Below are 13341 nucleotides of genomic sequence, written 5' to 3'. Positions count from 1 at the left end.
TACAATGGACATTCAAAAGAAACTCAATGTTTTGATCGTAGAAGATTCTCTTGCTTCTTACAAAGCAATTGTGTCGGTCCTTCAAAACTTTGGTTTTTCTATTTTTGCCGAAAGGGCCGAGTGGAAAGCAGAATTTGAACAACGAATCAAAGATGAAACTTGGGATATCATCATTTCTGACTTTTACCTGCCTGATTTTGATGGCCGTTATGTCATCTCTAGAGTCAAAGAAATCAATCCAGATTTACCTGTGATTTTAGTGACAGAATTTCTTCCAGAGGAAGCCGCTTCTGAATTTCTCAATTTGGGTGCAGCAGAATTTTTGCCAAAGTCTTCTATCATTAAACTTCCGTTTGTTGTAAATCGTGAGTTAGAAGCTTACAGATTGAAAATTTCCCAAAAAAAAGCTTGGGACATGTTGGTTCATGGAGAAGAATTATTAACTCGTTCTCAAAAGATTTCTCATCTTGGTCATTTCGAAGTTATTTTTCCAGAAAAGAATACCTTATGGTCATTAGAGTTGTACCGAATTCTGGGTTTTGATTTCGGTGAAATTCCGCTTATGGAAAAGGTATGGTCACTCCTCGACCCAACTGAACATGAGCATATCAAAATAGTATGGGAAGACCTTTTAAAAGATAATCATTCTAAAGAAATGATTGTTACTTTGAATACTAAAGTGGGAAAGAAAAAAGCAAATCTTTGGTTGGAAGCCGAAAGGTTCGAAGAATCGAGGTTTCGTATTTTTGGAACCATTCACGATATATCTGATCTTTCGGAATTAGAACATTCTATTCAACTCAACGAACAGTTGTTTAAAGGTATTTTTAATAATTCGTCACAAGCAATCTTTCTTTTGGACTTACAGGGTCACGTGATTCGTATGAATCGCACTGCTGTATTGTCTTTTGAACGAGACGAAACAGATGTCCAAGGATTGGAATTGATACGATCTATTTTTTCAAACTCGGATCAAGAATCGATCAAAAAATTAACCTATGGAATGAAACTTGCCTTAAAGAATCAGAGTTTTGAGGTATTTGTAAGTTATAGTTTGTTAGATGGACGAGAAAAATATTTTGATTGCGATTTCTATTCGCTTACCGATTCTTCTGGAAAAATTTTATACATTGTACTCGAAGCAAAGGACATCACTGAAAAAATTGTCCTAGAAAGAGCTTATGCCCAATCACAAAAATTGGAAGCTTTAGGGACCTTTGCTGGTGGGATTGCTCATGACTTTAACAATCTTCTTACGCCAATGTTGGCCTATGTTTCTTATTTAAATTCTGAATGGTCTAAAACTGAAACAAACGAAGCAATCCAAAAGTCTTTACCGGCCATTGAAGGAATTTCGAAATCGTTAGACAGGGCAAAAAATTTAATTCAACAAATATTAACTTATTCTAAAATTGATAATTCCATTTCCAAACAATTGGATCTTCGTGAACATCTTTTGCAGGTTTTACAAGAGGTGCGAACAGTATCTTCCAATCAAATCACGTTGTTTACAGATTTGGGGAATGAGCCTGCCTACGTGAATGCAGATCCAATTCAAATTTTCCAAATTCTTTCTAATCTTTATGAAAATGCCGTCTTTGCGCTGCAAGAAAGCCCGAATCCAAAAATTACAATCTCTCTCTCTAAAATCTTATATGAAAAGTCTGAGTTACTTCATGTGGGATTTATGAAAAACACTGAGTATTGGAAGTTGGGATTTGCTGATAATGGTTCGGGTATATTGCCGGAAATTATAGAAAAAATTTTTGATCCATTCTTTACTACCAAAGGTGGTAAAGGAACCGGGCTTGGGTTGCCCATCATTTATGGAATTATGGTGAAGATGGGAGGAACTATACTTGTTAATTCTAGTGTCGATAAAGGAACAGAATTCGATTTATATTTCCCAGCTTGGAAGACAATGCTTTAATCAATTGACAAATTCATTCTGTTGTTTTATTTAATGGTGGTTCCATGAATTACTTCCTGAGAAAACACTTTGATTCCCTCTATATAGGATTTCTCTGGGGACTTTTAGTATTACTTTTCTTTTCTTCCTTTTTCTTCTTTTACCAAGTATACGAAAGTCGGATGGATCGAAATTCATTTGAAGAGAAGAACCGTTGGAACACTCTGTTAAATACTTATTCATCGTATCTGAAAGATGCTGAAACTGGAGTGCGTGGATATCTTCTTGCGGGCGATCCTGAGTTTTTGGAACCCTATAAAAATTCCTTATTACATATTTCTACTATTGAAGCGGTTCTTCGTGCGGAATGTGAGCCTATGTATAGAATTGAATTGGAAGCCATCATTCGTGCTAACCAATTAAAATTAGAATATGTTCATAGTTTTGTTAAAAACTTTCCCCAAAAACGGCCGCAAAAAAAAGATTTTATCGAAAGCAAAAGACGGATGGATGTTTTCCGTATGGCAGTGAATAAACTTCTGGATCAGAAGTTAGAGAAAGAAAATATCGAAAGAGAAGAAAATCGTAAATATACGATTCGCTTGGTTGCGATATCCGGTGGATTGTTTTTCGTTTTATCCTTATTTATATTATGGATGATATTTCTTTTAAAAAGAAATGCAAAGGTCTTAGTAGAGAAGGAGTTGATAGAAGACCGTTTATTTGAAATCGATGATTTATACCAAAATTCACCCGTTGGTTTTCACAGTTTAGATGCAGATGGCTTTTTTGTAAAAGTCAATCGAACGGAACAGGAGTGGTTGGGTTATTCTGAAGAAGAATTGATCGGGAAAATCAAGTTGTCTGATTTACTTACCGAAGAAAGTAAAAAGATATTTCAAAATAACTTTCCCGTTTTTAAAAGTACAGGACGTATCGATAATTTGCGATTTGAAGTGATTCGTAAAGATGGAAGTTCTGTATTTTTAAACGTTTCGGCAACAGCAATTTATTCAAAAAACAGAGAGATGGTTCGATCTCGTTCGGTTTTACTTGATATTTCCCAAATGGTTTTATATGAAAGGGAACTGATTGATTCGCGGATTCGTGCTGAGGATGCGAACCGTGCGAAGTCGGAATTTCTTTCTAGTATGAGTCATGAACTGAGAACGCCTTTAAATGCAGTGATTGGACTCTCTATGTGGCTTATGGAGGACAATCCAAAACCGGAACAAGTTGAATACCTTAAAAACTTGCGTTTTTCTAGTGAAACACTTCTTACATTGATCAATGATATTTTAGATTTTAATAAAATTGAAGAACGTATGATTATTATTGAGGAGATTGATTTTAGTCTTAAAGATTTTATCAGTTCTGTTTCTTCTTCCTTTGCAATTAAGGCGAAAGAACAACTCCTGTCATTTCGAGCAGAGATTGATGAAAATTTACCAGAATATATTTGTTTTGATCCCACTCGTATGCTGCAAGTCCTAAATAATTTATTGTCGAATGCGGTCAAGTTTACCAGAGAAGGTGGTATCATACTTCGTGTTTTATTAGTATCAAAAAACGACAGTCAGGTGGTGATCCGATTTGAAGTAGAGGATACGGGGATTGGAATTGCGCCTGATAAACGAAAATATGTGTTTGAAAAATTCACTCAAGCAAATCAGGACACGACACGAAAGTTTGGAGGTTCAGGCCTAGGTCTTGCGATTTCAAAAGGACTTGTTGAGTTGATGCATGGGAATTTAGAATTGGAATCAGAGTTAGGCAAAGGGTCGAGGTTTTCCTTTTCCTTCCCTTGTAAAATTGGAAAATTAAACTCATCTGCTTCTATCCATCAATTGAAGGAAAAATCTTCCGATTTATCAGGAAAACGAATACTCATTGCAGATGACATCGAAATCAACCGATCTATTGTGGTTCGCTTTTTAAAACGATGGGGAATTGAAACTGAAGAGGCTGCCGATGGAGAAGAGGTGCTTCTTAAATTGGCAAATGGTAAAATTGATTTGATTCTTATGGATTTACATATGCCCAATTTGGATGGTTATATGGCCACAAAACGCATTCGAGAGAATCCTGATTGGAAGAACCTTCCCATTATTGCTTTAACAGCGTCAGCCCAATTGGAAACAAAAGATAAAATCCATGCAGAAGGAATGAATGATTTTATATCTAAGCCATTTTATCCCAATGATTTATATAAGAAACTAGCTTATTGGATATCTACTTAAGTTTCTTTCTCTAAAGAAATTGCTAATATTGTAATGTCATCGTCAGATCGTTTTGACTTTTGAAATTTTTCCACTTCTGTGATTACATGATCACAGATTGTTTGCGGATCATGTTCTGCTAAAGTTTGTAGTAGGTTAAAAAAACGCTCTTCACCAAATAATTCTCCAGTAGTGGCATTCCTTGCTTCAATCACACCGTCGGTAAATAAAACCAAGGTTCCTGAATTGGGAAGGGGGAGTGTTTTTTCAACGATCTGTGATTCTATATACTCGTTAATTGCTCTTCCATAACTTGTGATATGTTCTAAATTCCCCTTCCGATCTAAATATACCATCGGATGGTGTCCTGCATTGGCAATTTTCATGGTTTGTTTTTCGGGATGTAGATATACAAAGAAGGCACTTAAAAAATGACCAGAGAGAGAACTTAGTAGTGACAATCGGATTCTCTCCGCAGCATAAGCAGGTTTATCTAAAGAATCATCCCAAATTTGTAAGGAAACCTTTGTCATGGATGCAATCATCGCTGCCGGAATTCCATGTCCAGAAACATCACATAAAAATAAGCCAATCTCATGATCTTTTACAATGATTTGAACAAAATCACCTCCTATATCGGAAGCTGGTGAATATCGAAATCCTAACGCATGACCATTGGCATGAGTTCGTTTCTTAGGCAAAAGACCATTTTGAAGTTTCTGCGCGATTTTTAATTGTAGATCAATTTCCTGTTTTTCTTCTGTTGCCTTTCTGTAATCCGATACTTTTAGAACTAATGCCATAGATAAAAAGAAAACCTCTATCGCAGAACCTAATGGTAGTGAATAAGAAGACAAATGAATTGGTCGAATCCAACCTTGGACAGTGAGTGAATTTAAAGCGCCTCCGATAAGGATGGATCCAAATGCAAATAGGAAAAGGATTACCTCTAGTTTCTTTTTGCTTTTGAAAAATGCCATCATAGAAATCGACAATGCCAACATTATAGGGATAATGACGAGTGTTACTCCTAGTCGGATGAAGTTTCTTAGCTCAAGGAAAAAAATTGAAAATATTAAAGATATAAATAGAAGGATAAATCCTTTTGTTAGTTTTGTTGCTTTGGGGAAATTTTTCTCTGTCTCTAAAAATTCAATGGTGAATAACAATCCAAATACAGAAGTCAAATAAATAGTGATTGGAAAAAGATAGTTTTTCCAAGTATGTGAATTGCCTATCTCAATGTACTGCATAAACCCAGTTGAGAACGAATTGATTAAGAGCACTGTTGCTAGGTAAAAGAAATAATAGAAAAATTTTCTATAACGTAAAGTATGTGCTAAAAATAAACTAAAGAGAAACATCATAAACCCCGCACCGAAGTATGCGGCAAAGAAGATGTCCTGTTTCTTTGAAAATGCGATAAAACTTCTAGAGTTATAAACTGAAACAAAATTAAAGATTGGATTGGCAGAGTTTATTTTTACATAGATAGTTCTTGTTTCATCCGGTGATAGGGTAATAGGAAAAGCCGGGATGTGAGAATAAATTGGTTTGTTTCTTTGAAGAACTTGCTCCCCTGAGACTTGCGTGATCCAATTTCCTTTCACCTGAGTATGTAACTCAAATACATCTACTACCGGACTTGAGAAGTGCAAAAAGAAAGTATGGGGTAAGTTCCCGTAATGGATCAGTGTAATTCGTATCCACAAAGGATCTTTCAAGCGCGGAAATGAAATCGTTGCTTTCGGATTGGGGCGCCAGATTGTATCTTCCCTTAAAATTCGATCCAAACTAGATTCTTTTTCGGGAACGATAACATATTCAAAATACTTTCCTATGTCCCTATAGTTTTTGGATTCTTCTATGGAAAGAGGAAAGGACCGAAGGGGGGCATTGAAAAGTAAAGTGCTGATGACGAGTAGAAGCCAGACAGAGGAATTTCTCTTAAGAAACAGCGTTTTCTTTTCCACCTTGGTCCTTCCCCGGTTGGCAGTTCCCGAATGGGGAAAATCAGAGGACAAGTGGAAAAAAGAAAGGCGGTTTCGAAACATTTGTACTATAATAGGACGAGTTTTGGAGAGAGAAAGTGAATTTCCTTAAAAAACTTGTATTAAGAACGTAAAATTGGCAGTCTAACGTCTAGAGTGCTAAGAGAGGGGAGAGGCTATGAAACAATATGATTCCAACGTCCAAGGAGCTTTGGACATTGCACAAACAGAAGCTATGAGGAGACAGAATACAGAAATCACTCCTTACCATTTGGTTTGGGGTTTTATGACCCTACCGACTTCTGTTTCTGGAAAAACATTAATCAAATATAAATCTACAGTAGATGAGTTCTTAAAGAAACAAGCTAGGGCTTCGGCAGAGATTCCTTTTGAATCCCTCCGAACTTCGCCAAAACTGGCCCAGTGGTTCACAATGGCTTCCTCTCGGGCCGCAGAAAATGGCCGAGAGGAATTGAAAGAAGCAGACTTCTTAAAGTTTTTACCGCAGGTGTTACCAGAATTAAAAATCAATTATGAAGATTTACAAGTGAAGGAAACCGATGAAGAGGTTCCCAATTTTCTTGTGAACTTGAATGATTTGGCCCGCGAAGGAAAACTCGATCCAGTCATTGGAAGGAGTAAAGAAATCCGTTCGGTGATGGAAATTTTAGGACGAAGATCAAAAAACAATCCTGTGTTAGTTGGTAGTGCTGGTGTTGGAAAAACAGCCATCGTCGAGGGGCTTGCGGAACAGATTGTGAAGGGACGAGTACCCGATGTCTTAAAAGGAAAAACAATTTTTTCTCTGGATATGGGCCAGTTGATGGCGGGAACGAAATACCGTGGTGAGTTTGAAGAAAAATTAACTGCCATGCTTCGTTACATCAAAGGCCAAGCAGGAGAAGCCGTTCTCTTTATTGATGAGATCCATCAATTGGTTGGTGCTGGAAAAACAGATGGGGCCATGGATGCTGCCAATCTTTTGAAGCCAGCTCTTGCTCGCGGAGAGTTACATTGTATTGGAGCCACAACTCAAGATGAATTTCAAAAATACATTTTGGGTGACCAAGCATTGGAAAGGAGATTCCGTGCGGTTCCTGTAAATGAACCAAGTAAGGAAGATGCGATTGAGATACTTATGGGAATACGTGATAAACATGAAATTCATCATGGAATTAAGATTTCGGATGAAGCTATCTATGCATCAGTTCTTCTTTCAGACCAATACATCACTGATAAATTTTTACCAGACAAGGCGATTGACTTAGTTGATGAAGCTGCTTCTGCCTTGAAACTTTCTGCGGAAGCTATGCCTACGGAACTTGTGGAATTGGAAAGTGAAATTCGTTCTAAAAAAATCTTTGCTCAGGTGGAAAAGAAAAACGAAGACATCTTGAAGGAAATCGAAGGTTTAGAAAAAAAATTCGAAGAGGGAAAAGTTATTTGGGAAAAGGAAGTCAACTCGCTAAAACAAATTGCTTCTATTAAAAATAAAATTGATCGAGTGAAATTTGATTTGGATGCAGCACAACAGAGAGCCGATTATACAGAAGCTTCTCGTTTAAAATATGCCGTCCTTCCTGAATTGGAAAAAGAATTGGGTAATTTTCAAAATAGTTGGATTTTGGAAAGAAATCATATAGCTGCTGTTATCGCTAGACAAACGGGAATCCCAGCAGAAAAGATTTTGAAAACAAAACAAGACCATTTACTTCATTTGGAAGAAGATCTAAATACGGTTGTGTATGGCCAAAAGGAATCCATTCGAGAAATTGCCGATACTCTACTCACCTCTTATGCGGGGATTTCTTCTGAGTCACGACCCCTTGGTTCCTTTTTGTTAAAAGGTCCTACAGGAGTAGGAAAAACTGAGACTGCCAAAGCAATCGCAAAGTTTTTGTTCGATCAAGAAACCAATTTGGTTCGTTTGGATCTCAGTGAATATTCAGAAAAACATTCGGTTGCAAAATTGATTGGTGCGCCTGCGGGGTATGTTGGTTACGAGGAAGGGGGAATCCTAACAGAAGCGATTCGAAGAAAACCATACTCTGTCGTTCTTTTTGATGAAGTGGAAAAGGCACATCCTGATTTTTCCGATATTCTACTTCAGATTTTAGATGAAGGTAGATTGACTGACAACAAAGGTAGAACGATTAACTTTAAAAATACCATTGTGATTTTGACTACCAACTCTAAAAATATTGAATCCGACTTTAAACCGGAAGTATTGGGAAGATTGGATGCGATTTTGACCTATCATTCGTTAGATTCTTCGATTATGGAGAAATTAATCGAAAAACAATTGAGACAATTGAATGAAAGGTTAAAGGTAAAAGGGATTGTGATTGAACTTTCCGAAAGTACAGAACACATTCTACGCGAACAAGGATTTGATCCAAAATTTGGAGCAAGACCCTTGGGAAGTGTGTTTAACCGGATTGTGAATCGACCTTTGGCAAAAGAGATTCTATCGGGAACCATTGGTGAAGGAAGGTTTCGAGCCGATTGGAACGGGGAAGAATTGCAGTTTGCCTCCATTTCCGAATCTGTCGGATCCAAACGATAAATTTTAGAAATTCCTAAAGGGACACCCAACTGTAGTAAAACTATAGTTGGGTTTTTTTAGTCTAAGGGTTACTTTATGTCAAACTTAGAAATCACAACTACCTTACAGTCCAACCAAACGATCTCTGTGCCACAACTCGGGCTCGGAGTTTGGAAGTCCCGGCCGAAAGAATGTTTGGAAGCGGTAAAATCGGCGCTTTCTTTAGGATACCGGCATATTGACACAGCAGCCATTTATGGAAACGAAGCAGATGTAGGGACTGCCATTAAAGAAAGTGGCGTGAAGCGCAGTGATATCTTTCTCGTTACAAAACTTTGGAACGCTGACCAAGGGTATGATACCGCCTTACGGGCAATAGACGTTTCTCTAAAGAAATTAGGAACGGACTATGTAGATATGTATTTGATTCATTTTCCTGTATCTGGGAAACGAAACGACTCTTGGAAAGCATTGGAAAAAATTAAAGCAGAGGGAAAAGCTAAATCCATTGGGGTTAGTAATTTTATGGTCTCTCATTTGGAAGAACTTTTAAAAGAAACGGGAACGGTTCCTGCAATGAACCAAGTGGAATACCATCCCTTTTTACAAGACACAAAACTAAAAGAATATTGTATTCAAAAAGGGATTCTACTAGAAGCCTATAGTCCGCTAGCACATGGACAAAAGTTGGAAGACGCCCGAGTCACAAAACTAGCAAGCCAATATAAAAAATCCAATGCTCAAATTTTGATTCGTTGGTCTTTGCAAGTGGGTCATGTAGTCATCCCAAAATCGAAAAATCCAGAACGCATTCGAGAGAATGCAGATGTATATGATTTTGTTTTGTCGGATGCAGATATGAAAGAAATTTCCACCTGGAATGAAGACTTTCGCACTTGTTGGGATCCCACTACAGTAGAGTAGCGAATACCAACAAAGTATCTTATTTCTTTTCGAAGACAAGGACGGCCGACTGCCGGTTGTCCTTGGTCCCTAAATACCCATAACCGAAAGGAAAGGGTAGGGTTTTATCATTTGTAATCTCGCTCAAGTGTTTCAATTCTGGTTGGGTTTCTGGGACAACAGCCCCAGATAAATTCCAAGATCTCTCATAACGACCGAATACTTGGCGTTTCCAAGTATCTTCTGGAAAAAAACGAATTGGAAACCCCGACTCATCTTGAACCACAAACTCTGCATTCTTTAATAAGAGGTCCCTGATTAACTTTCTTTTTTCGCCATGAAATAAATATTCAGCAGATTTTGTAAAGATTCCCACGTTAGATAATTCAGAAAAATATTCATACAATCCGTCACCAGGAACTCCTTCATTGCCAATTAAGAATATTTTAAAGTAAGTAAGTGTTTCGTATTTTTTTAGTTTTGTATCAAAAAGAGAAATTGTGAATCCTTTATAAGTAATGCCTTTGCCAACAATCAATTCCTCTTTGGAATCCAGGATTTCTTTCCCCATTCTGCGAAGGAAGGCAACAAACACTGGGTAGGCGCCATTCAATTCTTTTTTCTTAGTTTCTTCCTTCATCTTTCTGTAAGTGAAATAGTTCCTTCCCGCTAAGTGGTCGGATAGATTCCGGATTCCTTGTTTTACAATTAATTTTTCTTTATCTGATAGGGAACTGTATTGGTTCGGGTAACCTGGATCTTCCAACCCAAATAAGATATAACGTTCACAATTCGGATAAAAGGAAAATAGATTCAGAACATCGATTCCACTAAAAGGGTAAATGACGGTTTTTACATTGGGTTTGTAATCTTTTTCTTTGAGATACTGACTGATAGTATTTTGTCTGTTGGTTAGTTGATTCCAGCTGAGATCCATTTCATTTTTATGAAGTGGATCAGAATCGTTAAGTCCGGCCCATTCCTCATAAAGAGGTGTTTCCCCAAGGGCGATTTCTGTTTTCTTTTCTTGGATTTGGCATTGGAAGGAAAATATCAATAAGAAGAGTAAAAGTTTATTTGTCATAGGTTTCGGAATGTATAAAGAACAATCTCTTAGAAGACAGTTTCCAGACATCCTTTTTCATAGAAGGACTTTGAATTTTCTTGGAGTATAGTGATTCTACCTTCCATGGTTTTTAGCAAAAAAAAACCGGTCCGGGGAAACCCCGAACCGGTCAATGGTTCCTAAAAAGAAAGCCGTGTTTATCTATTCTCCGACAGCAACGTCTCCGTCTGCTTCGGTGGAGAAACTAACTGGTTGTTTTGATTTTGTTTCTTTAGTTTCTTTCGGATCCCTTTCAATGGATTTTACTTCTCTTGTTTGGATCTTTGCTTGGTCCACAAGGGGAAGTCCATTGAGATCCCGAACTTGGTTTTCAATTTTGAATGCAATGTCTGGGTTTTCGAGAAAGAAAAGCCTAACTTGTTCCTTACCTTGACCGATTTTCTCTCCGCCATAGGAATACCAAGATCCCGCTTTACCGACGAGGTCATGACGAACGGCAAGATCAATGAGAGAACTTTCTTTATTGATTCCTGTCGCATACATGATGTCAAACTCGGCTTGGCGGAATGGGGGAGCACATTTGTTTTTCACCACTTTCACTCGAACGCGGTTTCCTACAGGCTCTTCCTTTTCTTTCAGAGTTTCGATACGACGGATGTCCAATCGGATGGATGCATAGAATTTTAAGGCATTCCCACCAGTAGTGGTTTCCGGACTTCCAAACATCACACCAATCTTCATACGGATCTGGTTAATAAAAATAACGGTAGTATTGGATTTGGAAATGGTTCCTGTGAGTTTACGAAGGGCTTGGGACATGAGGCGCGCTTGCAAACCCATGTGCGAATCTCCCATATCTCCTTCGATCTCCGCTTTCGGAACGAGAGCCGCCACAGAGTCGATTACGATGAGATCAATCGCATTGGAGCGAACTAAGGATTCGCAAATTTCTAATGCTTCTTCCCCGTTGTCCGGCTGCGCTACGAGTAGGTCGTCTACGTTCACTCCCAATTTTTTGGCATAGGAAGGATCGAGGGCATGTTCCGCATCGATAAAGGCGGCAATGCCTCCTTTTTTTTGTGTTTCTGCGATCGCAGAAAGAGTGAGTGTTGTTTTACCAGAAGACTCTGGTCCATAAATTTCTAGGATTCTTCCTGAAGGAAACCCGCCTATCCCCAAGGCGATATCTAGATCCAAAGAACCTGTAGATACTACGTTCATTTCAGACATACGTGTATCGGCACCAAGGCGCATAATGGAGCCCTTACCAAATTGTTTTTCGATTTGGCCTAGGGCAGCGTCAATGGCCTGCTTTCTTTGGTCGGTTTCTTTTTCTTGAGCCTTGTCAGCTTTCTCTTTTTTCATGAATCAAACGTTCTCCTAAAATCGGTGTTCCGAAAGACTGGGTAGGGGACTGGGCCGGATGGTTTTAAAAAACTTACCTGACCGACTCTTTCAAGGATGAACCCATCCCTCCCGAATTCCACTCTTTTTCTCTTCCAGATTGACTCCAGTATGCATGAGACCTGGGACAAATGAGGCGAGGGAGGGAATTTTTTCTGGATTATGTCTTTTTTTTTCCGTTTTCAACACTAAACAAAATGTAAGTACTTGTATAGTATTTTTTTGCCGTAGGAGAAAGAAAACTTTGCCGATAGTGTTTCTGTATGACCCTGCCAGCTCTTGAAGTCCAAATCCCCGACCATTTCCCGCAAGCCATGGCTGAACTCTTTCGCAGTTACCGGACCTATTTAAAAATCGAAAAAAACTATTCGGAACATACGTTATTTGCCTACCTTCGTGATTTGAAATTCTTCTTTGAGTTTTGTTTGAAAGAGGAAATCGACATTTTGACAGTCGATGTTTTAGATGTGCGGGCTTATTTTGCTGATTTAAAAGCCACCAAGAAACAAGACAAACGAACACAGAGTCGTAAACTATCTTCTTTACGTACCTTTTATAAATTTTTATTCCGAGAAGAAAAAATCGGAGCAAATCCCATCCTCCAGGTAAGTTTTCCAAAAACCAAAAAGAAATTACCTAAGAATTTTACACAAATTGAAACTGAAGACATTTTAGATTACGAAGATGGAGAGAAGGCGGAAGTTCTAGGAAAACGAGACAAAGCCATTGTGGAAGTTTTGTATAGCACGGGCTTACGTGTGTTTGAGTTAGTCAATGCAAAGTTAAGCGATCTCAACGAGGAATTAACTTCACTTAAGGTAATGGGGAAAAGGCGCAAAGAACGTTTCGTGTTTATTGGTGACGAGGCACAAGTTGCTTTAAGGGAATATTTGGAAGAAAGAGGCACCGCTGGCCCCGAGGAAATCTTTTTAAACCAACGTGGCGGTAAATTAACAACACGCGGGATTCGATACATTCTATCTGAACGTAGAACTGTAATGGGAATGGAAAAAGCCATAACCCCCCATAAATTCCGTCATACCTTCGCTACAGATTTATTGAATGCTGGGGCCGATATTCGCGCCGTACAAGAGTTACTTGGTCATGCTTCTTTATCGTCTACGCAAGTCTATTTAAGCGTATCGAGAGACCGTCTGAAGGAAGTGTATCGAAATGCTCATCCTCATGCGAAGAAATAAGAATTTGATTTAGTTTCCGCGCGGATAGATTCTCCCCGCCCTGAATTGGGAGGGGAACTAGACCCACCGCCCAATGACTTCCCTCTACCACAAATCCTTTTTTCC

The 13341-nt window shown here is 38.4% G+C and carries 8 protein-coding genes; 5 read left to right on the top strand and 3 right to left on the bottom strand.

Annotated elements, in window-relative coordinates; genetic code table 11:
* The first annotated feature begins 4 nt into the window (after positions 1–4).
* Together LEP1GSC195_RS05035 and LEP1GSC195_RS05030 are read left to right on the top strand one after the other, a co-directional pair.
* A complete protein-coding gene (locus LEP1GSC195_RS05035) occupies positions 5–1930 on the top strand; it encodes a hybrid sensor histidine kinase/response regulator (RefSeq protein WP_015680473.1) in 1926 nt (641 codons plus the stop codon).
* Positions 1931–1974: 44 nt separating this feature from the next.
* Positions 1975–4149: a response regulator gene (locus LEP1GSC195_RS05030; protein ID WP_015680407.1), complete on the top strand. Its 2175-nt coding sequence runs from the start codon at positions 1975–1977 to the stop codon at positions 4147–4149.
* Here the strand turns inward: LEP1GSC195_RS05030 and LEP1GSC195_RS05025 are convergent.
* The gene (locus LEP1GSC195_RS05025) at positions 4146–6182 is read right to left on the bottom strand and encodes a SpoIIE family protein phosphatase (protein WP_015680400.1); all 2037 of its coding nucleotides are present in this window, start codon (positions 6180–6182) and stop codon (positions 4146–4148) included. The two genes, LEP1GSC195_RS05030 and LEP1GSC195_RS05025, sit on opposite strands and share 4 nt — an antisense overlap.
* Positions 6183–6297: 115 nt before the next feature.
* Between LEP1GSC195_RS05025 and LEP1GSC195_RS05020 the strand changes: the two genes are divergently transcribed.
* Positions 6298–8685, top strand: coding sequence for an ATP-dependent Clp protease ATP-binding subunit (locus tag LEP1GSC195_RS05020; RefSeq protein WP_015680241.1), 2388 nt, complete (start codon positions 6298–6300; stop codon positions 8683–8685).
* 75 nt (positions 8686–8760) lie between these two features.
* Entirely contained in the window at positions 8761–9588 is an 828-nt protein-coding gene (locus tag LEP1GSC195_RS05015) for an aldo/keto reductase (protein WP_015680257.1), read from the top strand.
* Between the two features lie 19 nt (positions 9589–9607).
* Here the strand turns inward: LEP1GSC195_RS05015 and LEP1GSC195_RS05010 are convergent, their stop codons facing one another.
* Positions 9608–10651, bottom strand: a complete 1044-nt coding sequence (locus tag LEP1GSC195_RS05010; RefSeq protein WP_198012767.1) for a hypothetical protein — start codon at positions 10649–10651, stop codon at positions 9608–9610.
* A 183-nt stretch (positions 10652–10834) separates the two neighbouring features.
* Positions 10835–11998 carry a recombinase RecA gene (recA, locus tag LEP1GSC195_RS05005; protein ID WP_002988250.1) on the bottom strand — a complete coding sequence of 388 codons (1164 nt, stop codon included), beginning with the start codon at positions 11996–11998 and terminating at the stop codon, positions 10835–10837.
* 302 nt (positions 11999–12300) lie between these two features.
* Between recA and xerA the strand changes: the two genes are divergently transcribed.
* Positions 12301–13236 carry a site-specific tyrosine recombinase/integron integrase gene (gene xerA / locus LEP1GSC195_RS05000; protein WP_015680262.1) on the top strand — a complete coding sequence of 312 codons (936 nt, stop codon included), beginning with the start codon at positions 12301–12303 and terminating at the stop codon, positions 13234–13236.
* Positions 13237–13341: the final 105 nt, after the last annotated feature.

This window comes from Leptospira wolbachii serovar Codice str. CDC, assembly GCF_000332515.2.
Classification (GTDB): domain Bacteria; phylum Spirochaetota; class Leptospiria; order Leptospirales; family Leptospiraceae; genus Leptospira_A; species Leptospira_A wolbachii.
The sequence above is the reverse complement of the archived record's forward strand: the minus strand, read 5'-3'. Positions and strand labels throughout refer to the sequence as shown.